The organism is Megasphaera cerevisiae DSM 20462 (genome assembly GCF_001045675.1).
GTDB classification, from domain to species: Bacteria; Bacillota; Negativicutes; order Veillonellales; family Megasphaeraceae; genus Megasphaera; species Megasphaera cerevisiae.
Genome location: NZ_LEKT01000020.1, coordinates 1 through 25,773, shown reverse-complemented (window position 1 = coordinate 25,773; position 25,773 = coordinate 1). Strand labels below are relative to the sequence as shown.

At 47.1% G+C, this 25,773-nt stretch carries 25 protein-coding genes; 7 read left to right on the top strand and 18 right to left on the bottom strand.

Annotated features, from left to right (window positions below):
- Positions 1 to 173 precede the first annotated feature (173 nt).
- The 3 genes from AB840_RS07490 to AB840_RS07480 are packed head-to-tail and all read right to left on the bottom strand — an operon-like array spanning position 174 to position 2,228.
- On the bottom strand, positions 174 to 1,454 hold the full coding sequence (locus tag AB840_RS07490; RefSeq protein WP_048514213.1) for a M48 family metallopeptidase: 1,281 nt from the start codon (positions 1,452 to 1,454) through the stop codon (positions 174 to 176).
- A 1-nt stretch (position 1,455) separates the two neighbouring features.
- Positions 1,456 to 1,746, bottom strand: a complete 291-nt coding sequence (locus AB840_RS07485) for a GIY-YIG nuclease family protein (protein WP_048514212.1) — start codon at positions 1,744 to 1,746, stop codon at positions 1,456 to 1,458.
- A 2-nt stretch (positions 1,747 to 1,748) separates the two neighbouring features.
- Positions 1,749 to 2,228 (bottom strand): peptidylprolyl isomerase, encoded by a 480-nt coding sequence (locus AB840_RS07480; protein WP_048514211.1) that lies wholly within the window; start codon positions 2,226 to 2,228, stop codon positions 1,749 to 1,751.
- Between the two features lie 258 nt (positions 2,229 to 2,486).
- On the opposite strand from AB840_RS07480, the gene AB840_RS07475 reads away from it, so the two are divergent.
- Both AB840_RS07475 and AB840_RS07470 read left to right on the top strand, forming a co-directional pair.
- The gene (locus AB840_RS07475) at positions 2,487 to 3,689 is read left to right on the top strand and encodes an MFS transporter (RefSeq protein ID WP_048514210.1); all 1,203 of its coding nucleotides are present in this window, start codon (positions 2,487 to 2,489) and stop codon (positions 3,687 to 3,689) included.
- 8 nt (positions 3,690 to 3,697) lie between these two features.
- Positions 3,698 to 4,147 (top strand): MarR family winged helix-turn-helix transcriptional regulator, encoded by a 450-nt coding sequence (locus AB840_RS07470; protein WP_048514209.1) that lies wholly within the window; start codon positions 3,698 to 3,700, stop codon positions 4,145 to 4,147.
- Here AB840_RS07470 and AB840_RS07465 read toward each other — a convergent pair whose 3' ends face one another.
- Positions 4,148 to 5,053: an ROK family protein gene (locus AB840_RS07465; protein ID WP_048514236.1), complete on the bottom strand. Its 906-nt coding sequence runs from the start codon at positions 5,051 to 5,053 to the stop codon at positions 4,148 to 4,150.
- A 252-nt stretch (positions 5,054 to 5,305) separates the two neighbouring features.
- Here AB840_RS07465 and hcp point away from each other — a divergent pair, with 252 nt between their 5' ends.
- On the top strand, positions 5,306 to 6,871 hold the full coding sequence (gene hcp, locus AB840_RS07460) for a hydroxylamine reductase (RefSeq protein WP_048514208.1): 1,566 nt from the start codon (positions 5,306 to 5,308) through the stop codon (positions 6,869 to 6,871).
- A gap of 86 nt (positions 6,872 to 6,957) precedes the next feature.
- Here the strand turns inward: hcp and AB840_RS18080 are convergent, their stop codons facing one another.
- From AB840_RS18080 to AB840_RS07430, 7 genes are all read right to left on the bottom strand, one after another.
- The gene (locus AB840_RS18080) at positions 6,958 to 7,710 is read right to left on the bottom strand and encodes a M20 metallopeptidase family protein (RefSeq protein ID WP_159445808.1); all 753 of its coding nucleotides are present in this window, start codon (positions 7,708 to 7,710) and stop codon (positions 6,958 to 6,960) included.
- Entirely contained in the window at positions 7,703 to 8,149 is a 447-nt protein-coding gene (locus AB840_RS18075; protein ID WP_078791736.1) for a M20 metallopeptidase family protein, read from the bottom strand. The genes AB840_RS18080 and AB840_RS18075 overlap by 8 nt, the downstream gene beginning before the upstream one ends.
- A gap of 115 nt (positions 8,150 to 8,264) precedes the next feature.
- Positions 8,265 to 9,224, bottom strand: coding sequence for an ABC transporter ATP-binding protein (locus tag AB840_RS07450; RefSeq protein ID WP_048514207.1), 960 nt, complete (start codon positions 9,222 to 9,224; stop codon positions 8,265 to 8,267).
- 32 nt (positions 9,225 to 9,256) lie between these two features.
- Complete coding sequence (locus AB840_RS07445) at positions 9,257 to 10,309, bottom strand: ABC transporter ATP-binding protein (RefSeq protein WP_048514206.1); 1,053 nt, start codon at positions 10,307 to 10,309, stop codon at positions 9,257 to 9,259.
- 81 nt (positions 10,310 to 10,390) lie between these two features.
- Complete coding sequence (locus tag AB840_RS07440; RefSeq protein ID WP_048514205.1) at positions 10,391 to 12,016, bottom strand: ABC transporter substrate-binding protein; 1,626 nt, start codon at positions 12,014 to 12,016, stop codon at positions 10,391 to 10,393.
- Between the two features lie 68 nt (positions 12,017 to 12,084).
- Positions 12,085 to 13,029: an ABC transporter permease gene (locus AB840_RS07435; protein ID WP_053078147.1), complete on the bottom strand. Its 945-nt coding sequence runs from the start codon at positions 13,027 to 13,029 to the stop codon at positions 12,085 to 12,087.
- A gap of 18 nt (positions 13,030 to 13,047) precedes the next feature.
- Entirely contained in the window at positions 13,048 to 14,001 is a 954-nt protein-coding gene (locus AB840_RS07430) for an ABC transporter permease (protein WP_048514204.1), read from the bottom strand.
- 223 nt (positions 14,002 to 14,224) lie between these two features.
- Here AB840_RS07430 and AB840_RS07425 point away from each other — a divergent pair, with 223 nt between their 5' ends.
- Both AB840_RS07425 and AB840_RS07420 read left to right on the top strand, forming a co-directional pair.
- Entirely contained in the window at positions 14,225 to 15,349 is a 1,125-nt protein-coding gene (locus AB840_RS07425) for a M20/M25/M40 family metallo-hydrolase (RefSeq protein ID WP_048514203.1), read from the top strand.
- A 40-nt stretch (positions 15,350 to 15,389) separates the two neighbouring features.
- Positions 15,390 to 16,508, top strand: coding sequence for a M20/M25/M40 family metallo-hydrolase (locus AB840_RS07420; protein WP_048514202.1), 1,119 nt, complete (start codon positions 15,390 to 15,392; stop codon positions 16,506 to 16,508).
- 90 nt (positions 16,509 to 16,598) lie between these two features.
- Here the strand turns inward: AB840_RS07420 and AB840_RS07415 are convergent, their stop codons facing one another.
- From AB840_RS07415 to queC, 5 genes are all read right to left on the bottom strand, one after another.
- Positions 16,599 to 18,215, bottom strand: a complete 1,617-nt coding sequence (locus AB840_RS07415) for an ABC transporter substrate-binding protein (protein ID WP_048514201.1) — start codon at positions 18,213 to 18,215, stop codon at positions 16,599 to 16,601.
- A gap of 246 nt (positions 18,216 to 18,461) precedes the next feature.
- Entirely contained in the window at positions 18,462 to 20,210 is a 1,749-nt protein-coding gene (gene pyk / locus AB840_RS07410; protein WP_048514200.1) for a pyruvate kinase, read from the bottom strand.
- 27 nt (positions 20,211 to 20,237) lie between these two features.
- On the bottom strand, positions 20,238 to 20,630 hold the full coding sequence (mgsA, locus tag AB840_RS07405) for a methylglyoxal synthase (RefSeq protein WP_048514199.1): 393 nt from the start codon (positions 20,628 to 20,630) through the stop codon (positions 20,238 to 20,240).
- 209 nt (positions 20,631 to 20,839) lie between these two features.
- Positions 20,840 to 22,837 carry a M13 family metallopeptidase gene (locus AB840_RS07400; protein WP_048514198.1) on the bottom strand — a complete coding sequence of 666 codons (1,998 nt, stop codon included), beginning with the start codon at positions 22,835 to 22,837 and terminating at the stop codon, positions 20,840 to 20,842.
- A gap of 32 nt (positions 22,838 to 22,869) precedes the next feature.
- Positions 22,870 to 23,550, bottom strand: a complete 681-nt coding sequence (gene queC / locus AB840_RS07395; RefSeq protein WP_048514197.1) for a 7-cyano-7-deazaguanine synthase QueC — start codon at positions 23,548 to 23,550, stop codon at positions 22,870 to 22,872.
- Between the two features lie 159 nt (positions 23,551 to 23,709).
- On the opposite strand from queC, the gene AB840_RS07390 reads away from it, so the two are divergent.
- Positions 23,710 to 24,582: a DMT family transporter gene (locus tag AB840_RS07390; RefSeq protein WP_048514196.1), complete on the top strand. Its 873-nt coding sequence runs from the start codon at positions 23,710 to 23,712 to the stop codon at positions 24,580 to 24,582.
- Between the two features lie 102 nt (positions 24,583 to 24,684).
- Here AB840_RS07390 and AB840_RS07385 read toward each other — a convergent pair whose 3' ends face one another.
- The gene (locus AB840_RS07385) at positions 24,685 to 25,248 is read right to left on the bottom strand and encodes a sugar phosphate isomerase/epimerase family protein (RefSeq protein ID WP_048514195.1); all 564 of its coding nucleotides are present in this window, start codon (positions 25,246 to 25,248) and stop codon (positions 24,685 to 24,687) included.
- Positions 25,245 to 25,451: a hypothetical protein gene (locus AB840_RS07380; RefSeq protein ID WP_048514194.1), complete on the bottom strand. Its 207-nt coding sequence runs from the start codon at positions 25,449 to 25,451 to the stop codon at positions 25,245 to 25,247. The genes AB840_RS07385 and AB840_RS07380 overlap by 4 nt, the downstream gene beginning before the upstream one ends.
- Positions 25,452 to 25,615: 164 nt before the next feature.
- On the opposite strand from AB840_RS07380, the gene AB840_RS18265 reads away from it, so the two are divergent.
- Positions 25,616 to 25,773, top strand: a 158-nt coding sequence (locus AB840_RS18265; RefSeq protein WP_048514193.1) for a transposase, incomplete at its 3' end; no start/stop codon positions are given.

Below are 25,773 nucleotides of genomic sequence, written 5' to 3'. Positions count from 1 at the left end.
GATAATCCATTTCATTCTCGTAGTATTGTACTGCATTTGCATATATTTTACAACTTAAACCTGACTCAAAGTCAAATTAATTTCTGCAAATATTGTACTTCTTTCTAAAAAGCCGCCAGAACGGAAACGCAGTGGTTTCTCTTTGCTCTGACGGCGTTTAACTGCCTTAACGGTCAGACAGTCTTTTTTGTTTCAGATTGATCTTTTTTCTTTTCCTTATATCCATGCTTCTGAATCCATTCTGTATTCAGCTTTTTGATTTGTTTTTCCGAGACCATTACCGGTTTTGAATACAAAGCCGTTTGCAGATTTTTTATAATGGCCTCACCGTCATCTCCGGCAGCGCAGGTCATGATCCGCAGACCATTGACAGAAATATCAGTGCCGTCACTTCGAACCTGCCAGAGATCTGCGTCAGCCGGTCGTGAAAGATCCGGTATAGTCCCGTCATGACCGGCAAGAGGCTTCTTTTCCGGCATAGCTTCTGCCGGTTCCTTCAGCACCATATCCTTCTTTTGCGCCTCTCCGTACACAGCATGTGTCACACGGGCCAGATTTCCTGCGACAAGGAAAGCCCTGCGACACGTGGAATACGAGCCTGACGCTGCCGGCGCCACAACAGCCAGGCCATTGACATATACCATATCCCCACCTACTTGCACATGATTTCCCGACCATAAGGTCATGCGTTCAGACAATTTTTGAATACGTGAAGACATTTGCGGATGATTATTCGGACTCACAATTCTCTTAAAGCCTTCCTGATAAAGCTCACCATACGTTTCATACACAAACTGCATGGAAGCCGGTGCTCCGCCGATATTATACGACGTATTTTTTAATACGGCAAATCCTTCAGCATCTGCCTCTTTTTCCTGGTCCATGGTAACCACTTCATTATCAATATAATTGACAGCCACCCCGCCAAGAAGCACATCCATCAGCTCCGCATTACCCCCCATGGCAATATCGACCAAAGTGGCAATACCGATTCCCTTTAAGATACCATTAACAGCATGACGGTTTTCACCATGCTGCATTTCATGGCACAACGTAAAAGCCAGTTCATCATCAGAGAGGGCATCCAACATGCCCTGATTGACAGAAATAACGCCGCCGATCGTCTCAAAAGCGTTTAACTCCTTTGAAGGATTGGCATATACATCATAATTTCGCTTAATCATACCGGTGTTGACAATATTCCGCTGAATCATCTCCAGCCGTTCATTATAAGCTTCATTTTCCACTACCCCGGTTTTAGCTTTTGTATCAGCCAGCATCTGTTTCTGCTTCGTATTGTCCATATTTGTCAATTGTTTTTTGACCAGTGCAATGGCCGCCGTGCCATATAATAACGTTTCCACAGCAGATGCCGCACAAACCATCCCGACCGGCGCCGTACCCAGAGACACACTGAGAAAGGCTGCCGTCAGCCATGTTTTCCATCGTTTCACGTCAAACCATCTCCTCATGCAGCGCAATTCCGCCTGACGGCACCCGCGCTTGTCGTCTGCACAGGGTTTCCTTTTTGGCCCGCGTCCATTTTTTAATCTGCCATTCCCAATGCATCGCATCATGCTTGGTGGAAAAAGCCTGACTCCAGGCCAGTGTCACCGGCCGGCGCGTCCTCGTATATTTGGCGCCGCTGCCGCTGTTATGCGCAGCTACCCGCTTGGAAACGTCCTGCGTCCATCCCGTATACAGTGTATTATCCGCACATCTCACTATATAGGTATAATATTCCACGATTAAAGTGCCGACGTAATTTTAACTGCTTCCAGCACGACATCCGAAAGAGGCTTATCGGACCGATTTGTTTTTACCTTGCTGATAGCCGCAACGGTATCATAATTTTCGACAACCTTGCCAAAAACGGAGTGGTGATTCTGCAGCCACGGTGTCGGTACTACGGTGATAAAAAATTGAGAACTGCCCGTATTGGGGCCGGCGTTGGCCATTGCCAGAATCCCCGGTTCATCAAAGGTAAGGTCCCGGTCAAACTCATCAGGAATCATTTCATCGGAACCACCAAAACCAGTTCCCTGAGGATCGCCGCCTTGAATCATAAATTCGGGAATAATACGGTGAAAAATAGTTCCGTCATAAAAACCCGACTCAGCCAGTTTTTTAAAGTTTTCTACAGTAACAGGCACCTTATCCGGGAACAGCTCAACCGTAAAGTCACCATTATTCGTTTTAAAAATTGCATATGTTTTATTTTCTGCCATGAGTATCTTCCTCCTATTGATTATATTCTTCCTTAATAGTACCGTAGAAAACCATTCTCCGCAAGAGCCCGTTATGCGAATATCTGGCATACTGCATATTGACAATATCGAAAAATACAGGTATGCTAGTTTGGTATCCCAAATACTTAACTAGTTAATTATCTGGGTTTTATTTTTTTATAATGCTTAACTAGTTACGTATTATTTAATAGCACTTTATTTAATAGCACTACCCATGGAAAGGATTGAGTATATCTGATGAATAAACCTGAGTTATGGACTAATCATTTTTTTGCTATTATAACCGCTAACGGCCTGTTGTTCGCTAGTTTTCACTGTCTGCTTCCGACGCTTCCCCTGTATATTGCGTCGCTGGGAGCTTCAGGTACGGAAATAGGCCTGATTGCCGGTATCTTCGGAATTTCGGCGATTTTTATCCGTTTCTTTACAAACGATTTAGTCACCCTTCTTGGAAAAAAGAAATGCCTGTATATCGGCATTTTTCTTTCTCTTATCGCGACAATCAGCTATGCTTTTTTTACATCGATTCAAATGCTAATGACAGCCCGCATTGTGCAGGGACTGGGCTTTGGTTTAGGCACAACCTTTGCCGCAGCACTAGCCATTGACATTATTCCCGCCTCACGACGCGGCGAAGGCGTCGGATACTTTGGCTTGGGAAACACTATCTCCATGGGAATTGCACCTGCTTTTGGCGTTATCCTGCTAACCGGATTCTCAGCCGGCTTTCTGTTTGCTTTTTCTGCGGCAGCCGCCGCACTGGCCATAATCAGCACGCGGTTTTGCGGCACCACAGCAGCTGACAAACCGCATTCTATCTCACCACAGCTACATAAGTCAATCCCCTTTCGCAGCCGTTTTTTTGAGACCGGAACTGGCTTCCCTTCCTTTTTCACTATGCTATTCGGCATCGCTTACGGGAGTGTCAATACCTTCATCGCTCTCATGGCACAAGAAGCCCATATTGGCAATGCCGGTCTGTTTTTTGTTACCGGCACAATTTTCATTTTCCTTTCCCGTACCTTCGGCGGCCGTCTATATGATGCAAAGGGTCCTTTTTGGGTCATGCTGCCGGGCATTGTATCCTACACGTTAGCACTGGGCCTCATCATTTTGTCTGCTTCTCTGACCAGTCTGCTTATTGCGTCCGTATTTTACGGCCTCGGTGCCGGACTTATTATGCCGGCACTGATGACCTGGCTTTTTAGTTCTGTCCCTGCGGAACGGCGCAGCAGCGCCAGTGCCACCTACTACAATATGCTGGACGTCGGAACCAGCGGTGGCATTATCATCTTTGGCAGCGTTGCCGGCCTGACCGGCTATATCCACATGTATGACTACGTGCTGGCCATCATGTTTTTATTTCTGGCTGTTTTTCTATTCCAGCACTTTTTCAAACCGGCAGACCCACGCCGGTCCGTCTGCAGCGGAAAGGAATAGGTATTGCCATGATCGCAAAAGATACGCCCTATACAGATGATTTGCTGATTCACCAAATATATAAAACCATGCGGATGTTTACGAATACACTGAACGAAATGCTCCGTACCTACGGTCTCTACAGTGCCGAATGGACTGTACTGAATTTTTTAAAAAAGCACGACGGGAGTCTTCAATCTGATATTGCGGCTGCCTTGCAGATTGAAGCTGCCGCCATTTCTAAAACATTGGGAAAAATGGAAAAAAAACACCTGATTACCCGTACTGTCCGCAAGGATAAACGGGAAAAATACATTTTTCTGACACCTAATGCCAAAAACATATTTCCCGCTTTATCACAAGCCGTCACTCTGCACCGCAACCAAGCGCTGTCCGACCTGTCAGAAGACGACCGTAAAAAAATGCTGAGTTTTATAGTCTCCATGTCGCAGCAGCTGACCGGATCCGAGTCTCACTAATCACCTTACGCTCCTGCCGGCCTGTATCATCTGCTGCTGCAGATGATACAGCGCTCCCAGCATGCCGGCATCATTGCGCAGCGCCGCAAACGCAATTTTCGTGTGCTGATACACGTCAGGTATCAGCCGTTCCCGCAGGGCCTTTTCCAACAAGGGCCGCAGCAACCGCTCCTGCGCCATGATACCGCCGCCGAGAATAACGGCCTGCGGATTCAATACGGCAATTACATTGCTAATGCCATCTGCCAAATGCTCCGTTAACGTACAAAGTGCCTGCTGCGCAGCGGCATCGCCCTTGGCAGCCCATTCAAAAACAGTGGGCCCATCAAGGTTCTCCTCCCGCATTCCCCGGGCTTGTGCGACATCTCGTATCAACCGTGCCGCCGACACCAGTTCATGCATACGTCCGCCTGGAATACGCATATAGGCAATTTCTCCGGCGCTATCAGCGGCGCCGCGGATAATTCTGCCGTTATACACAGCACAACCACCAATACTGGTCCCGACAGTCATACAAAATAACGAGGTGCAGCCACGACCAGCTCCCAGCCACATTTCTCCGAGAGCAGCACAATTGACGTCATTTTCCACAGCGCAGGGCAAATGAAATTCTCTGGTAAGCCGTTCTCTCCAAGCCGTTCCCGTGTACGCAGGAATTGATTCCGCCATAGCATACCGAACCCGTCCTTCCTCAGCATCTACAATACCGGCAGTCGAAATGGCAATGCCCTCCAATGTTTCCGAAACGGCCGCTGCCGCAATGATATGACGTACCTTCCGCACAATCCCGGGCCCGCCATACCGTTTAGCCTCCGAGGGAATGCTGCCTCTGGAAGTAAACCCTCCTGTTCCGTCAACAAGTCCGTATTTTATCGCTGTGCCGCCTACATCCACACAAATATACATATCTTTCAATTCCCTTCTCCACGTGTCCTGTCCGTCAAAAGTCGGCTTACTGCTGGTTTCTTTTTTATTATACACTATATTAATTCGCGCTCGCCCTTTTTCCTGCCTTCTTTCTTAAATTTCATATTGTTTTGTTGTAAATCCAACAGACACAGGCAAAATATTTTGTTATACTGTAATTGCAACTGAAGGTTCTCTATCTGAGAATTTACTTATAACTGCGTATTTTATATCTTACAGGAGGTAATTGCAATGGAAAAAAACATGTTTTGCTTTCAATGTGAACAAACAGCCGGCGGCACCGGCTGTACAGGTTGTGCCGGTGTATGCGGTAAATCCGCAGGAGCCGCCGGTCTGCAGGATGAATTGACGGGCGCACTGATCGGTCTGGCACAGGCTTGTCAAACCGGCATGCCAACCGCTCAAACCTACACGTTGATTCTCGAAGGACTTTTTACAACCATTACCAATGTAAACTTTGATACTGTTACAATCCAGGCCATGACCGATAAGGTTCATGCGGAAAAGGCAAGACTTTCTGCCGGTACAACTCCCGATTACGACGTACAGAAAATCTGGAATGCCAATGAAGATATTCGCTCCTTAAAGTCACTGATTCTTTTCGGACTGCGCGGTATGGCAGCGTATGCATACCATGCGCTGATGCTCAACAAAACAGACGACGAAGTAAGCAAATTTTTCGTCAAAGGCCTGGCGGCTCTCGGCAGTGAACATACGATGGACGAACTTCTTCCCATCGTCATGGAAACAGGTAAAGCCAACCTGGCCTGCATGGCTATGCTCGACGCCGCTAATACGACGGCCTATGGCGTACCCACCCCTACAGCCGTGCCGCTGACAATCGAAAAAGGACCTTTTATCGTCATTACAGGCCATGATTTAAAGGATCTGGAACTACTTTTAAAACAAACGGAAGGCAAGGGCATCAACATTTACACGCACGGAGAAATGCTGCCGGCCCATGGATATCCGCTCCTCAAAAAATATCCCCATCTAAAAGGCAACTTCGGCACGGCATGGCAAAATCAACAAAAAGAATTCGCCAGTATTCCGGCGCCTGTTCTTTTCACGACAAATTGTCTTATGCCGCCACGGTCAAGCTATGCTGACCGCGTCTTTACGACAGAAGTCGTCTCATATCCGGAAATATCTCATATCGGCGATGACAAGGATTTTACCCCAGTCATTGAAAAAGCGCTGGCACTGGGCGGCTACACAGAAGACCAGCACCTCACAGGCATCAATGGCGGCACAACTGTCATGACCGGTTTCAGTCACGGGGCCGTCCTTTCTGTTGCTGATACCGTTATTAACGCAGTTAAAAAGGGAGCCATCAGCCGCTTCTTCCTTGTCGGCGGCTGCGACGGCGCGCGTCCGGGCCGGAACTATTATACGGAATTTGTCCAGAAAGCACCGTCCGACTCAGTCATCCTGACACTGGCCTGCGGTAAATACCGTTTTAACGACCTTGATTTAGGTACTATCGGCGGACTGCCCCGCATTATGGATATGGGCCAGTGTAATGATGCTTACAGCGCTATCAAGGTTGCCATTGCGTTGTCCGAAGCATTTAAATGCGGTGTCAACGATCTGCCTCTTACGCTGGTATTGTCCTGGTATGAACAAAAAGCGGTCTGCATTCTTCTGACTCTCCTGTATCTTGGCATCCAGAATATCTATCTGGGACCGACATTACCGGCCTTTGTTTCACCGAATGTCCTGAATTATCTGGTAGAACAATTCCACATTCATCCCATTAGTACTCCCGAAGAAGATCTGAAAAAAATTCTCGGATAAATTGATTTAAAACAACATTAGAATTATATAAAAATACTGCAGCAAGCGAAGTATCTCTTCGCGGCTGCAGTATTTTTATATAATCCTTACTTTTTTTCTTGTTCGATAATTTGCTGGAAACGAACAGCACTATGCACCATGACACTCAAGGCCGGTTCAAAGGATCTTTCGTCAATGCGGAAATGTGCGTTGTGATTAGGATACGTACTTTTGGCCTCTTCGCTTTTAATGCCAAAATAATAGAAACACCCCGGCACCTTCTGAAGGTAATAGCCAAAATCCTCACCACCCATACGGGCCTGCGCCAATTCTACTGCTTCCGGACCATACAGCTCCCGAGCTACCTCCAGCAGCGCATTAGCAAATACAGGTGTATTGCAGGTGCTGTCATAGCCGCGTCGATAAACACATTCGGCGGTCATACCGGCGCACAAGGCATAGCGCTCCGAAATTTCTTTAATGGATTGTTCAATAAGATTCCGCGTTGCCGCCTTGTACGTCCGTACCGTCCCGGATAGTTCCGCCGTATCGGCAATGACATTATCAACCGTGCCGCAGTGAAACGTGGTAATGCTCAGTACGGCCTGATCATTAGGCGATACGCGGCGGGATATAACCTGCTGCAGAGCAGTCACAATCTGTGCTCCTACGGGCAGTGGATCCAGACATTGCTGCGGGGCTGAAGCATGACCGCCCCGGCCATGTATCGTAAGGGTAAATACATCTGAATTAGCCGATATAGGTCCTGGTTTGGTCGCAATGTGTCCCGTCGGAAAATCCGATCCTGTATGCTGGCCGATAATGGCATCCACACCGTCAAGTGCGCCCTTTTCAATCAACGCCCGGGGCACCACCGGGAAACTTTTCTTCTGCAGGCTGGAATAAAAAGACGAAGGATCCTTTCAAATTGCTGCGGCTTTCATACAGCACATACAAAGCCCCGAGAAGCAGGGCTGCATGCGAATCGTGACCGCAGGCATGCATGACGCCATCACAGGCAGAGGTAAAAGACACACCGCTCTCTTCTTGTACCGGCAAGGCATCAATATCCCCACGCATGGCAATCACCGGGCCCGGACGGTCACAGGAAAAACGAGCCACCACGCCCGTCTCTGTCAGCCGTTCCCAGGTCACACCGGGAAGCTGTTTAATCTGATCAATAATATACTTGGTTGTCTTGAACTCCTGAAAGGACAATTCCGGATACGTATGCAAATGCCGTCTCCATTCCGTTACTTTAGAAAGTGTCCTATCTATACTTTCCTGAAACATATCCATATCTCGAACCTCCTGTGGTTTAGCGATACAGCAAAACACCCTTGCCCGCTGACGCAATGGACTCAAGACAAGAGTGTTCGGCTGTTTTTACATGGAAATACTCCCATTTCATATGTTAAGCAAGCTGCTGCTTGTATTTGCTGACTTCTTCCTCCAGACAATATACAAAATGCCCCGGGGCAATTTCATGCATTTTAGGATCTGTTCCTTCCGGATATTGATGATATGCCGGATCATAATCAATCCGCTGCCGCTGCCGTTCTGCAATAAGATCTGTCAACGGTGATGCCGACAGCAGCGAAATCGTATACGGGTGGAGCGGATGACTGTACAATTCATTAGCCGGTGCCATTTCCAGAATTTTCCCATCCTTCATGACGCCGATGCGATCACTGATATACTTGACCATGGCCAGATCATGGGCAATAAACAAATACGTCATACCCTGTTCCTTTTGCAGCTGAATAAGCAGATTGACAATCTGAGCCTGAATGGAGACATCCAATGCGGACAAGCATTCATCAGCAATAATGAAATCCGGATTCACGCAGAGCGCCCGGGCGATGCCGATACGCTGGCATTGTCCGCCGGAAAACTCTGTCGGATACCGATTGACATATGCCCGATTAATGCCTACCGTATCCAGAAGTTCAAAGACCCGCTTGCTGACTTCCTGCTCCGTCTTGCAAATGCCGTGAATACGCAGGGCATCTCCCAGTATCTTCTTGACGGGAATCCGTGGATTAAGCGACGCAAACGGATCCTGAAAAATCATCTGCATGGATTGCCGGAAGCTCAGCAGCTCCGACTTTTTCTTGATATGCGTAATATCTTCCCCTTTATAGATGACCGTACCTGAGGTAATATCATCTAATTTGATGACGACCCGCCCCGTCGTGGATTTTCCGCTGCCCGATTCCCCTACCAGGCCAAATGTTTCACCCTTATAAATCGTGAAGGAGACATCATCTACAGCTCTGACTTCACTTTTTTTACGTGCATTGAAAATTTTATGTAAATTGCGTACGGTCAGTATTTCTTCTTTTTTTGCAGCACCCTCTACTGCTCCTGCCATAAGCGATTCCCCCCTTTTTTCCTATCTGTCTCTTAAATCTGAAGCAAATAGGTATGTTTAAACACATCCTGCCGTTTGAGAATCTCAGCCGGCGGAACGACCTTTGGCGCTTCCGGTGCCAGCAGCCACGTCGCCGCATAGTGTGTAGCGCTGTTGCCTACCCGAAAAAACGGCGGCTGCTGTTCATAATCAATTTCCAGCGCATAAGCATTTCGCGGTGCAAAAGCATCACCTTGCGGCACATGGAGCAGATTAGGTGGTGATCCCGGAATACTATACAATGCGGCATCCTTCGTATCCAAAGACGGCATGGAGCAAATCAGCCCCCACGTATACGGATGCTGTGGATTATAAAAAATCTCCTCTGCCGTACCAATTTCGACAATGCGCCCGGCATACATGACAGCGACTTTATCGGCCACATGAGCAACAACGCCCAAATCATGAGTGATAAAAATAACCGACATATTCAGTTGTTTTTTCAAATCATCAATCAAATCCAATATCTGGGACTGAATCGTAACATCCAAAGCCGTCGTCGGTTCATCAGCAATGAGAATATCCGGCTTACAAGCCAGCGATAATGCGATCATAACACGCTGCCGCATGCCTCCTGAAAATTGGTGCGGATAATTTTTCCAGCTTTCCTGCGGATTCCGTATACCGACAAGACGCATCAATTCGACAGCCTGTTCAAGCGCTTCCTCCCTCGACATATCTTCATGAATCAAAATGGATTCAGCAATCTGCTTGCCCACACTCATTGTCGGATTCAACGATGTCATTGGGTCCTGGAAGATCATAGCGATTTTCCGACCCCGGATCTTTTCCATTGCCGATTCGGAAAGTTTCAGCAGATTCTGCCCTTCGTATATAATTTCACCCTGGTCATATAAGGTATTGCCCGGCAGAACACGATTAATGGCCTTCATCGAAACTGATTTTCCCGATCCCGATTCACCAACCAGTGCCAGCGTTTCGCCCCGCTTCAAATCAAAGGTTACGCCCCGGACCGCAGACACCTTCCCATCCAAGGTACGAAAGGATATATGTAAATCTTTAACGCTTAAAATGGTTTCTCCCATGGTCCCACCTTCTTTCTTATAGAAGTATCACACCACAGCAGTCAGTGTCTGCTGTGGTGTGACCATCCTTGTTATACAGGATTATTCAAAATGCCATTGATACAGGTCATCCAATGAACCTTCCCAGAAATCTTTAATACCACCCTTAAGATTTTTGCTTTGAGCCATAATCTGATCCTGTTCATACAAGGAAACAATAAACTGATTGTCTCTCATATATTTCTGAATTTCGCTGTATGCCGCCTTCCGTTCGTCTGCCGATGTCAGAAGTGCCGCATTAACCATCATTTCAGTCAATTTAGGATCATTTACGTGCGCAAAGTTATTGCCGCCGCCAGGAACGAAGTACGAACTATAATCCGGATCTGCCGTCAAAGCATATCCCAGAAGCATCATTTCATAATCACCCTTCTTAGCATTGGCCAAGGTAGTCGGGAAATCCAGCTTCTGCTGCTTAACTTTCAAGCCAAGCGCCTGCAGATCCTGCTGAATCAAGTCCGCAGATTGTTCGCGCAGTACATTGCCAATCGGAACCTGAAGTACGATCTCTTTTGATGTGTCAAAACCAGATGCCGCTAATTCCTGCTTTGCCTTTTCCAAATCATTCGGAAGCAGTTCCACGCTTGCATCATACACGGGGCTGACCTTTGTATATACAGTAGGCACCAGCTGCGCCGTTCCCTTATACAAATCATCAACAAGTTTCTTTCTATTGATAGCCATCGTAACCGCACGGCGGAACTGAACATTGAAGGCCGGATTGCTATTGTTTATTTCAAGATACTGCGTATTCAAGGACGGTGCCGTTGTGATCGTAAGCTTGCTGTCGTTTTTCAGAACATCCAAATCCTTGACAGGAATAACGCCAATACCGCCGGAAGCCGCAAGCTGTACATTGCCCGATTTCAATTCGGTTACCAGGTTGGTACCGTTCATGACACGGATAAAGATTTTTTTGAGCTTCGGTGCGCCCTTATAGTAATCGGCATTAGCCGCCAATTCCACATGATCGTTCGTCTTGTAATTAACAAATTTGAAAGCGCCGCTTGTAACTGTCGGTTTTGTTGCCGCATCGGAAGTGGCAATATCAGCCGGCTGAATTTTTTCAAAAACATGCTTCGGAATAATATATACTTCAAAGCCCAGCATGCTCTTGATATAATTCGGATCAACAGGCCGTTTAGTCTTGAGGACTACGGTATGTTCGTCTTTAGCTTCCAAACCCGGAATTTTATCGCCGCTTTCCAGCTTGCCTACATCATTGACACCTTCGAGCATGCTGATATAACTGCCCTTCGTCGATTCTACTTTAGGATTGGCAATCGTGTTCAACGTAAAGACCACGTCGTCTGCCGTTACAGGCTTGCCATCCGTCCATTTCGCTTTGGGGTTCAGCTTGATCGTAAAATTCTGCTTGTCCTGCGTTTCAAAGCTTTCCGCCAGCTGCGGTGTAAACTTATTCGGCTCAGGCATTCCCAGTAATGTGTCATACATAAAACGAATCGTAAACTGACCGGCAATTCCCGGATTAAACAGCGGATTAAAAGAATCCGGTGCATTCGTCATGCCTATGGTCAGATTCTCTTTAGCGCCTCCTCCGCCGCCTCCAGAACTGCTGCCGCAGCCGCTCAGCATCGTGATGCCCAGCAGCAGGGATATCCCTAAAACGAGATTTTTTCTTTTGCGAAACCAACTAAATACTCGCATATTCATTCCCCTCTCTCACTAATTAACTCTATACTATACATGCGTTACATAAATACCGAAACCAGTCTTTATTTAGAATCACCATTTATTGCTTCATTTAATCCGTCACCCAGGAAATTGATCGTAAGCACGGCAACTAAAATAGCCACGCCAGGTGGAATCCATCTCCACGGTTCTTCTGACAAAATCATAATAGACTGAGCGCTGGTCAGCATATTGCCCCAGCTGGAAGCCGGCGGCTGCACCCCCATACCCAAAAAGCTTAATGATGCTTCGATGAGGATAGCCTGGGCAATACCAAACGTGCAGTTAACCAAAATCGGCGACAACACATTCGGCAATATATGCTTAAACACAATCGACAATGGTGAATAGCCTGTAACAACAGCTGCCGCCACATAATCCAGTGATTTGACTCGCAGTACCTCGCCGCGAACCAGGCGGCAGATGGGCGGCCAGCCCATAAAGCCCATGACCAGCATAACGGTCATCATATTCGGCCCGATAAGACTGACAATGACCAAAATAATCATAAACTGCGGATAGGACATAAATACTTCTGTAATCCGCATAATCAAGCTATCAATAGCACCGCCAAAATACCCGGAAAGCAATCCCAGCGTAATACCGACCACCGCATAGATAACCACGGAGCCAACGCCTACAATAAGCGATACCTGCGATCCGTAAATAAGACGGCTCAGCACATCCCGCCCGACATCATCAGTCCCCAGCAGATGACCTGCCGACGGTGCTTCATCAAAAGCGCCGACGCTCTGCGCCGGATCAAATGGTGAAATCACCGGTGCCAAAATGGCAATACAGATAATAATCAAAAAAATTACCAAACTATATACAGCAGCTTTGTTTTGGCAAAAACGGCGCCACGTAATTTTCCCCCATGAATCGGCAGAGTCCACTTCTTTGTCTGCCGCAATTCCCGTCACAGCCGAAAGGCCTGATGAGCTTAACGTTCCATCATGATGAATTAACACAAATTTTTTCGGATCCATATAACTCCTCCCCCCTTCCTATTTTCCATACTTGATTCTGGGATCGATAAGGGCATACAGAATATCGATGACAAAATTAGCTATCAATACAGCCACTGCCGATAAAATAACAATAGCCATCAGGATCGGATAATCCCTGGAATTAATAGCCGCAACCGTCAGCGACCCAATACCGGGCCATTGAAAAATCTGTTCTGTAATAACGGCTCCGCCAATGATCTTCGGCAGGTCAGTCCCGATGACCGTGACAATAGGAATCAAGGAGTTACGCAGTACATGGTGCCATAATATCTGCCGCCGGTTCAGCCCCTTCGCCAAAGCGGTGCGGATATAATTCTGATGCATCACATCAATAACGCTGGCCCGTACATACCGGATCATGTTAGCTGAAAATTGCGATGCCATGACAATGACCGGCAGGATAAGGTGCATGATCAAGTCTTCGGCACCATTCTCCGCTCCCAGTACACTCATCCCCCCTGTAGGAAGAATGTCCAGCTTGACAGCAAAAATATAAATCAGTGCCAGCCCCAGAAAGAAAGGCGGAAAAGACACATTTAAAAATGTCCAGCCAATAATAAAGCGGTCTGTCAGCGTGTCCTTACGCAGCGCTGCAATAATCCCCAGCGGAATTGCGGTAAGATACGCTACTAACAGGCTCAAGCTCATAAGCAGCAGCGTAGGACTGAGACGTTGTCCAATAATATCCAGAACCGGCTGCCTGTTCCCAAAGGAAAACCCCAAATTTCCGGTCAGGAAGTTGCTGATCCAGTCAAAATACTGAATAAATAAAGGCCTATCCAATCCCAAGGATGCCCTGGTCAATTCAATTTGCGCCTGCGTCATATCCGGTGTAATATACATATCAGCGGGATCTCCCGGTGTCAGGTGTACCAACACAAAAGCCCCAACGGATATGAAGAAAAGAACCGGTATTGAAATTGCCAGTCTTTTTAATATATATGTTCCCATAATATGTTCTCCCCCCTCAAAATAACCCCTAAAACGTTCTCATCACACCCCTTTCAGCAGTTTATGTATTATTTATCTAAATAAAAAAATGCAATAGGGCTTATGATATGCCCCATTGCATGTCACAATAATACATTAATTTTTTAGAAAAGTCAAACGTTTATCAAAAATTTATTGTATAATAAATAGGTTCGATTATTAAAATTTCAGGAGATGATGCCGTATGAATAAAAATATCAAAAAAGAAATAATATGTTACGCCGAAAACCATAAAGATGATCTGATTCAGTTAATCTGCACTATCGCGTCGATTCCATCCCCTACTGGCAGGGAGCAGGAGAAGGCTAAATGGATCTTGCAATACCTCCATGATCTCGGGGCCCATGAAGCCTATATAGACGAGGCCGGCAACGTTTTATTTCCCTGGCATATAGATGCGTCCCGCCCAGTCCCATTGTATAATGCCCATATTGATACCGTATTTAACCAGCTTGATACGATTACTCCTGCTATTACAGGCAATATTCTTGCCGCTCCGTCGTGCGGCGACAACAGTTCCAGCGTAGCCGGTCTTCTGTTCTTTATCCGCATGATGCGCGAGCTCTCCATTGTGCTGCCTACAGGCATTTTGTTTGCCTTCAATGTAGGCGAGGAGGGTTTGGGTAACCTCAAAGGCATGCGCCACATCATGACAAAATGGCAGAACCGTATATCCGAAGTCATCGCGGTGGATTGCACCTTTGACACTTTTGTCAATGTTGCCGTCGGCTCCCGGCGATACGCCGTATCCGTTGAAGCGGAAGGCGGCCACAGCTGGATGCATTTCGGCAACGACAATGCCATTGCCATCGCCGCTTCCATAATTAGTCAGCTCTATGCTCTGACAGTACCCGCCCAGCCGAAAACAACGTATAATATCGGCACGATCAGCGGCGGTACGACAGTCAATTCTATTGCGGCCCATGCGGAATTCACTGTCGACCTTCGTTCAGAATCCATGACTGAACTGGAACAGCTCGACACCGCCTTTAAAGCAATACTGGCACAAGCCCAGACTCCTAAAATAAAAATAACACATACGATACTCGGGGAACGTCCCTGCAGCAACGGCGTACTAAACGCCGAAATATATGACCGCATTGCAAGCATACGCCGCCGCAAGAATTTGGAAACGGTATTTGTTTCAGCCAGCACGGATGCCAATATTCCCTTAAGTCAAGGTATTCCGGCTATATCCTTTGGCTTTTGCCGCAGTCATGGAGAGCACACGGTACACGAAACGCTGGAATTAGACACCTTGATGCCCGGCATTCTGCAAATGGCTGAATTTATGTTTTTCCACGACTGATTCGGCTGCCCTATCATAAAAGAAACAGGAGATGGTATACATGAACGAAGCACTCAAAAAAGAAACATTTTCTTATATCGAGAGGCACCAGGACAGGCTTGTAGATTTGATCTGCACGATTTCCTCCATTCCTTCTCCTACGGGCCAAGAACAGAAAAAGGCCGAATGGATACTCCAATATTTACACAATCTCGGCGCAGCTGAAGCCTACATTGACCGGGCCGGTAACGTTCTGTTCCCATGGCACGTGGATGCCTCCCGGCCCGTACTGATTTACAACGCTTATATTGACACGGTTTTCAATCAGGTTGATACGATTACCCCTACTATTACAGGCAATATTCTCGCCGCTCCGTCGTGTGGTGACAACAGTTCCTGCACCGCTGGTCTCTTATTTCTTATCGGCATGATTTTTGAGCTCCATATAGCCGCTCCGGCAGGTATTCTGTTTGCCTTCAATGTAGGCGAAGAGGGCTTAGGCAATCTTAAAGGTATGCGTCACATCATGGAAACCTGGAAAAATAAAGTGGCTTCTGTTATCGCCGTAGACGGCAAATCTGATGCTATCGTCAATGTAGCAGTCGGCTCCCGCCGGTATAAAGTCGCTGTTGAAGCCGAAGGCGGCCACAGCTGGATGCACTTCGGCAATGCCAACGCCATTGCCGTCGCCGCTGCTATGATCAATGAGCTATACGCACTGAAAGTTCCTTCTTATCCCAAAACGACCTATAACATCGGTACAATCAGCGGCGGCACAACAGTCAATTCCATTGCCGCATATGCAGAATTCACCATCGACCTTCGCTCCGAATCCAAAGAAGCGCTCCTCCAGCTGGATACAGCATGCAGTGCAATTATACAGCGTGCACAGACCGATACAATCAAAATCACAGCGACACTTCTCGGAGAACGCCCCTGCAGCAGCGTCATGAAGGCCGAAATCTATGACCGCATTCTCGATATTCGCCGCAAACACGGACAGGATACAGTATTTATAGCTTCCAGCACCGATGCCAACATCGCGCTAAGTCAAGGTATTCCCGCTATGTCCTTTGGTATTTGCCGCGGCAAGGGCGCCCATACCGTACAGGAAACACTGGAACTGGATTCTCTCGTACCCGGAATGCAGCAGCTGACGGAGTTCATATTCCACGAATAGCGGTATAAAAGCATACAGTAAAACAAAAAACAATTCCGGCAGGAACTATCTTTTCCTGCCGGAATTGTTTTTGTCATGAGTCCGTCGTGCCTACTCAAAATGCCATTCATGGAGATCATGAAGTGACCCTTCCCAAAATTCTTTGATTCCTCCTTTGAGTTTTTTATCTTGAGCAATAATCTGATCCTGCTCATACAAGGATGTAATAAATTGGTTATCTCTCATATACCGCTGAATTTCACTATAAGCTGTTTTCCGTTCATCAGGGGATATCATCAGCTTGGCCTGATTCAGCATATCCGTCAGCTTGGGGTCATCCACGTGCGGGAAATTACTGCCGCCGCCGGGAACAAAATACATACTATAATCTGGATCAACACGCAGCGAATAGCCCATCAGCAGCAATTCATAATCCCCCTTCCGGGCATTAGCCAGCACCGACGGAAAATCAAGTTTCTGCTGCTTGACCTGAATGCCAAGAGCTTGTAAATCCTGCTGAATCAAATCTGCCGACTGCTCCCGGAGAACATTGCCAATCGGCACCTGCAAAGTAAGTTCTTTTGAGGTATCAAATCCAGATTGTGCCAATTCCCTTTTAGCACTTTCTAAATCATACGGCAACGGTTCCACACTCTTATCATAATATGAGCTTCCTGTCGTATATACGGTAGGAACGATTTTCGCCGTCCCCTTATACAAATCATCCACCAGCCTTTTTCTATTGATCGCCATAGTAACGGCACGCCGGAAGTGAACATTAAATTCTGGATTGGCATTATTAAATTCCAAGTACTGCCCGCCAAACTGTGGCGTGGTCTTGATCAACAGCCTGCTATCCTTTTTCAACACATCCAAATCTTTAATTGGTACAATTCCTATACCGTCAGCCGCCGCCATCTGCACATTGCCCGACTTCAATTCCGTAACCAGATTCGTACCGTTCATAATGCGCAGAAAAATTTTTTTCAACTTAGGCTCGCCTCTATAATAATCCATATTAGCCGCCAATTCCACATGATCATTTGTTTTATAATTCACAAATTTAAACGGTCCGCTTGTAACTGTCGGCTTGGTAACGGCATCAGAATTAGAAATATCAGCTGGATGTATCGTTTCAAACACATGCTTGGGAATAATGTACACCTCAAAGCCAAGCATGCATTTAATATAATTAGGATCTACAGGCCGTTTGGTTTTGAGAATCACTGTATGTTCATCGACTACACTGACTCCAGAAATAGTACTGCCATGTTCCAACTTTCCCATATCATTTAATCCTTCAAGCATATTAATGAAACTGCTTTTTGTCGTTTCCACCGCTGGATTCGCAATCGTATTCAACGTAAAGACAACATCATCAGCAGTTACCGGCTGCCCGTCTGTCCACTTGGCCTTGGGATTCAGTTTTACGGTAAAGTTCTGGCTATCCTGACTTTCAAAGCTGTCTGCCAGCTGCGGCTCAAATTTATTAGGCTCCGGCATTCCCAATAAGGTGTCATACATAAAACGAAGCGTAAATTGCCCTGCTGTTCCCGGATTGAACAAAGGATTTAATGAATCCGGCGCATTCGTCAAACCAATAGTCAAGGTATCTCTTGCCTTGCTTTCCGTACCGCTGCCGCAGCCGCTGAGCATGACAGCCCCCAACAGCACAGCAATCCCCAAAACAAGCGTTTTTTTCCTGCCAAACCAATTCCATACCCCCATATCCTCGCCCTCCCCTCCATATAAAAACAAGCAACGGCGCATTGCAGCGTCATTGCTTGTTACAAGGATATGTTATTTATTTTTAAAAGTCAACCATATTTTTCATTATATTTTTATTATTTTATAAAATATATAAGTATTTTTGTAAGTATTTTTTATTTTTTATATAAAACAGCATACTGATCAGACACTGCTTATCTGATCAGTATGCTGTTTTCAAACCGGTATCCTTTAAAGCATCAATCTCTATCTTGCATTCGCAGCGCCGCGGAAAATAGTACCGCGGCTGCTGTCTACAGTGACAATCTCGCCATTTTCCAGCGTATCAACAGCATGTTCCGTACCAACGACCGTAGGTATTCCCAGTGTAATGGCGACGATAGCCGATTCGCTTGTAAGACCCGCTTCTTCCGATACAATAGCGCTGGCCCGTTTCATATAATCCACCCATTCAGCAGCAGCCGCACGGACAACAAGAATACAGCCATCCTTAAAATTCTTCTTCAGCGATGCCGTATCCGTTGCCACACACACCGGACCAATAGCTGAATTCCGTCCGATGCCAGTACCCCGGAGTAATACATCTCCTACAACCTGCACCCGGATCATATTGGTAGAACCAGCCTTGGCAACCGGCACCCCTGCCGTAAGAACGACGAGATCACCGGCCTTGATAAGATCATTGTCGAGAGCGGCAAAAATAGCCGTATCCACAACTTCGTCCGTATCACTGGCCTCTTTGCCTACAATAGCCTGAACACCCCAATTCATTTGCAGTCGGCGCACAATATTTTCATGCGGTGATACTGCCACGACAGGGCATTCCGGACGGAATTTGGAAATCATCTGTGCCGTACCGCCTCGCTCTGTTGATGCGATAATAGCCGCCGCATGGAGATCTTCAGCAATTTTCACTGTAGCCTTACCTATAGACTCTGTCGTTGTAGCCGATTCAGCATGTTCGTTTTGATGCGCATCCGGCGTAAATTTGCTTTCCGTAAAGGTCGCTACGCGGGCCATTGTCTGAACCGCCTCTACCGGATAGGAGCCGCCGGCGGTTTCACCGCTGAGCATAACCGCGTCTGTACCGTCAAGAATGGCATTAGCCACATCTCCTGTTTCCGCACGAGTCGGACGTGGATTACTGCACATGGATTCCAGCATCTGCGTCGCCGTAATAACCGGTTTGCCTGCTGCCTGACATTTATGAATAAGCATTTTTTGCAGTGTAGGCACCTCTTCAGCCGGAACTTCCACGCCGAGATCACCGCGGGCTACCATAATACCATCGCTCATTTTAATGATTTCATCAATATTTTGTACAGCTGCCTGACATTCGATCTTGGAAATGATCTGCATATGATTATCATGCTTTTCCAAAATTTTACGTATGGTCACAACATCTCTGCCGCGCTGAATAAAGGAAGCGGCAATCCAATCCATATTCATGCGAATGCCAAATTCAATATCTGCCGCATCTGTTTCAGATACAGGAGGCAGATTGATCGTAATGCCAGGTACGGCCACGCGCTTGCGGTCACTCATTTTGCCGCTGTTAATGATGCGGGTATGAATATCCGCGCCATCTACATCGAGAACTTCCAAATTGACTAATCCGTCAGAAAGAAGAATATGATCACCGGTCTTGACATCCTGAGGCAATTCCTTATAGCTCACAGTAGAAATAGTTTCGTCTCCTTCGACATCACGCGCCGTAAGCGTAAACGTATTGCCCGCTTCCATCTCAATAGAACCATTTTTAAACATGCCCAAGCGTATCTCCGGCCCCTTTGTATCCAGCATAAGCGCTACCGGAACGTTTAATTTCTGAGATGCGGCCCGGACCATTTCAATCCTTTTTTTATGTTCCTCATGCGTGCCATGAGAAAAATTAAAGCGGGCTACGTTCATGCCAGCCTTTATCATCTTTTCAATAATTTCCGGAGTATTCGAGCTCGGTCCAAGCGTGCAGACAATCTTCGTTTTTTTCAACATGAGACAATCTCCTTTGCGTAATGATATTTATTTAACAAATAATTCCATATGATCCTGCAGCGAATCCAATAAAATACGGGCGCTGGTCACATTGGTAGCTACAGGAACAGCATGTACGTCGCACAAGCGAAGAAATGCCGATACATCCGGTTCATGGGGCTGTGCCGTCAAAGGATCCCTCAAGAAAACAACAGCAAGGATTTCATCAGAAGCAATCATGCCGCCGATCTGCTGGTCACCACCCAATGGACCGGGTTGCATCTGTTTGACCGTAAGACCAGTTTCGTCTTCAATACGTTTTCCTGTCTCGCCTGTTCCGACCAAAGGAAAACGGCTCAATACTTCTTTGAACTGTCCTGACAATTGTACCATGGCGTCCTTCTTGGCATCATGTGCAATAAGCGCAACATATTTATTCATTTTCTGCCCCCTTCTATAAGCATCGCAATCTGTAGCGTTTGTGTTCCAGCCGGTACATTTTTCGTCCCAGTTAGATACGTTTTAAACGTATTTCTAAAACAACAGAGAAACACAACTCTATCGCCTCTTGTGATTGTACCGTATCCCTCTCCATAATGCAAGAGGGATACCGTGTACAAATCTCATTAAACACTCAAAATCAACGCAAATCACCAAAGTTTTACTCTATCTTTAGGAAGAATATACATGCCGTCGCCCTGCCGAATATCATAGGCGGAATAAAAACCATCTGTCGCTGAAAGAGCGCCATTGACACGAGCCTCCCCAATGGGGTGCGGATCATTCTGCACCAGCTGCAGCAACAGCTGGTCTGTCATTTTTTCGGCAAAAATAGCGGCAAAGTTTCGGTACATATCCCTTAGTACGCTTTCCCTCCCGGCAGCGATTTCCGTAACAACAGACAATCCGCCGCAATCAGCTATTGCTTCATTCGTCACCAGCGCCCCGTTCTCATAAAGTCCGCTGCCGACAGCATATTTACTGTAGTACGGACCAAATTGGGCCGCCTTTTGCTGAAATGCCGTGTAATCCTTTTTCGTCCACCAATTCTTCATATTGCCTTCTTTATCATACCGGCTGCCATTCGGATCGAAAGCATGTGAAATTTCATGTCCTATAATAACGCCTATGCCTCCCAGATTCATTCCCAAGGTCGCATCGGGACTGTAAAAGGGCGGCTTGAGAATACCCGCTGGAATGGTAATGCTGTTATTTTCCGGTATATAAGCGGCATTGACATCTTGCGGCTGAAACGCATACCACTTATTCAGATCAAAATCAGTTCCCAGCAATTCATGCAGCTGCCGTTGCGTCAGCACGGCATTATGAATAATATTACCAAGCAAATCGCCACCTGCCGATTCAGGAATCACATCGGGCATAGACTCGATAACAGGCTTATCACCGGTGGCTGGGCCGCCTACAAAAACGCGCAGCGAATCCAGCTTGTCTATAGCACCAGCCTTTGTGCGGGGACTGAGCCAATCATTTTTTTCCAGCCGGCTGCGATAGATCGCGCGTATCTGACCAATCATAGTCTGAATATCCTTTACCATAGCTGGCGTACAGTTATCCTTCATATAAATCTGACCAAATTCATACGGCAGCAGTCCCTGTACCATCCGGTTTGCCGTTTCTCCATCGCTGCGGCTTTTCTGAATTCCAAAGCGTTTTTGAATATACTGGCGCTGCATATCACGCAGCTTTATGCCGGCATAGGGTGCATACCCGTTCATAATGCGAAACACGGCATAATTTTTGAGAACCTTGATATTGGCATCAGTATACTCCATATCTATATGACGAAGATAGTCCGCATCGGCAAGAAACACTTTCTTTTCTCCGCCAATGCCCCATGAATTCAGTATTTTTTTACCGTTCATATGAGGCATCATACTTTCTATTTCCTTGCGGGAATAAAGACGGTTCACAACGGCTACGTCATTTTTCTCTTCGCTGGTCAGCATATACGGAGCCCACCGCTGCTCCATAGCTAAAATAGCTGCCGCCCCCGTATCCGCCTCTGCCTTTGTCTGTCCGGCTTCCATCAATACACCGGCAATATATGCTTTATAGTCCTGCCAGGCTCCGGGGCTGGGTTCCTTTTCCAACTCATATTTACTCAGCAGCGTACCGGCAGGCACAATACGGGCAGCATATCGCAGACTATTTGGCATACGGTCTGCCGTATAATCCACAAATGCTCCGGTTCCATAATTTTTCTTCGTATCGCAGAGGGACTGGGTCAGCTCCTGTATCGTTGCGGCCGCCTGAATAGGTGCCAATACCTGATGGATATGTTCTCCGGCAACAGCATTCCGTCGTTCCGTATCCAGCGCGCATTGGTACAAATCAGCAATTTTCTGTTCCGGCGTGCCCTTGGCATAGGTACCCTGTTTAGCAGCAATCGTTTTCAGTTCCTTCTTCAGCATTTTCGTATTGTTCAGTGATTGCTCCGTAAACCAGGACCAAGCCGGTTCTGTTGGTTGAATCTGCTTGGTTTCCAGTGTTTTTTCATTGACAGACCGATAAAAATTATCCTTTTCTGAAACAGACCCGGCAGCCTGCACCACCGGCAAGGTACTGCCAGCAAAAAAAACAACAGTGGCAACCATCGCTGTCACCCATATTTTCACTTCTCTTTTCACGTGCCATCCTCTCCTTCGTCCAGCTCTTTCCCCTATAATGCGGGATCCTTCACGCCGTTGGCAGCAAAGGCCCTGGCTCTGTCGATACAGGTTCCGCAGGTCCCGCAGGGTTTTTCATTTCCTTCATAACAGCTCCAAGTCAGCTCATAAGGAGCATGAAGGCGCAAGCCTTCCTTGACAACGCCTGCTTTATTCCAGTGCAGAAGCGGCGCCTCTAAATGGCACAGACGGCCGGAACCTTCATAAACGGCCCGATTCATAGCCTCCTCAAATTCCGGTGTGCAATCCGGGTAGGCCCGTCCGGCAGCATCGTCAGCATGCGCTCCATAATAAATCACTTCCGCCTGCACACTGATCGCCACCGCCGCCGCATAGGATAGAAATAACCCGTTGCGAAAAGGTACATACGTACTGAGCGTCCCTTCTCCGCCAATCTTTTCGAGCTGTCTGGCATACGATTCGTGAGTAATCTCCTGACTGCTTCCCTGCAGCAGCGGACAATCGCTCAGCGAAAACGCCTGTGATAAATTGACCTCCTGATGCTGCACGCCATAATACGCCGCTACCTGCCGGGCCGCTTCCAATTCCTTGACATGCTTTTGTCCATAATACGCCGTCAGGGCCAGCACTTCTTCTTTTTTATATTTTGTCAGCCCTATGGCCAGACACGTCGTCGAGTCCACGCCGCCGCTGAGCAGCACTACACACTTCATACCACAGCACCTCTTCCTCCCAATAACTATAAAACAACATCTTTATTATAGCACAAAACTTGTATTGCATATCTCCAAATTCATGGTTCCTCCTTTTCATTTATGCACAAGTCTTTTATAATGATATTAATTGTATTCCTGAAAGGAGCTTCTCCCATTATGATAAAAGCACTGCTCATGCTATACGCCGTCTGGGGATTCAACTGGGTCGTTATGAAGGAAGCCTCACTATTCTTTCCACCCGTCACCTTTGCCTGCTACCGTTTTATATCCGGAGCCGCGGTCCTGCTTCTCATCAACATCTGGCTTCGCCTGCCCCTGCCGCCAAAGCGGTACTGGAAATGGATCATTATTACGGGCATATTGCAGATCGCCCTTAACAACGCTGCCGTCCAGATCGGCATGCAAACCCTCGATGCCGGGCTGGTTGCTGTTTTGAACTACAGTATGCCCGTGTGGGTAGCGATTCTCGCTCACTTCTTCCTTCACGAAACGCTGACCAGACGCAAGGCCGCCGGTATCATCCTCAGCATGGCGGGCATGTGTATTCTGATGAATATTGACACGCTGGGCAGTATGAGCGGCATTTTCTTCACTATCGGCGGTGCCGTCGCCTGGGCAGTTGCCAGCGTGATCATCAAATATCAGGACCGTACAATGAAGGCAAAGGACTGCACTATGATCCAATACACAACATGGCAAATGACCGTTGGCGCCCTGACCCTGCTGATATATACTACTATCTTTGACCAGGGCAGTTCCCACTGGACCTGGCTATCTATAAGCTGTCTCGCCTATAACGGCATTCTCGCCTCAGCCCTTGCCTTTTTCCTGTGGAACTTTATTCTGACCCGTATGGAGGCCGGCAAGGCTTCTATTGCCGTATTGGGAGTTCCCGTTGTCGGCGTCATCTGCGGTGTTTTATTTCTGGGAGAGGCGCTGCGTGGGAGTACGGCCCTTGGTATGCTCCTTATTCTAGGCGGCATTCTCCTTATCGTCATGCATCCCCCTACAAAGAAACTGACCCCCTGACCGTCTCGACCAGAGAAAAGCACCCTTGCTGTACAAAATCGTACAGCAAGGGTGCTTGGCATATCGGCCAGACAGGTCACTATATTTTATTATTTTAATGAATTATATTCCCAGTCGTTCCCTGACAATATCCAGATCCCGCACCAGATCATCCGCCTTTTCATAATTGCCGTTAGCATATTCAAAAACCAACGTCGCCTGCGGCGCGTATTGCTTGACAGCGGCTATAATCGCCGGCCAATCAACGGTACCGGCAAACAGAGGCAGATGTTCATCCGCTTCACCGCCGTTATCCTGCAGATGAAAGGCTTTGATGCGTCCATTGAGTGCTTCAATAACACGGCAGATATTCCACCCGTTGACATGAGCATGACCCACGTCAATAATCGCTCCGGCCGTTTGAAACTCATTAAACAAGGCGATGTATGCCTCTTCATCAAAGAGATTATTTTGCTTCAGCCCTACGTTTTCGATTACCATCTGCGCTCCATCAATATCCTCTGCCAGTCTTTCAATTTTATGCAGCCGCCGTATCACAAGCTGACGGCAAACGGCGGCATCGCCGTGCCAGCCTTCATTCGTATGAACAACGACATGACTGGCCCCGGCTTTTTTCGCATAGGCAAACGTTTTTTTATAGCGTTTCAAATATGCCGTATCCTTCATCTCCGCCAGATTGACGGTAACACACGGCCCGTGTGCAAGGACAACGGCCGCTTGGACGCCCCCATGCGCCGCAGCACGGCATTCCAGTAGCTGTTGCTGCCAAATTCATAAAAAATTTCGATGCCATATTCCTCCGGCAGCTTTTCCATTGCCGCCTTGTTGAATGCAGGAAACACGAGATCGCTGACTTCAAGTATTGCCATATTACATTTCCCCCTTTTTATGGACCTGCAGATTGCATCCCGTCGCGGTGTCAAAGAACCGGGCCGCCTCCCAGGTATAATGGTCTCATAAATTAAGACATTTTTTGAACACGTTTATAATGAACCTGATATACTGTAGATAACACTCGAAAGAAGGTTCATTTATGTCTCGAAAAAGAAGAAATTTTACAGCAAAATTAAAATCGGATCTTGTTCTTGAACTGCTAAAGGGCGAGAAAGATCTCAACTCGATAGCTACCGAAAATAGCATACAGCCAAATCTTTTGCGAAATTGGAAAAAGGAATTTCTCGATAAAGCCTC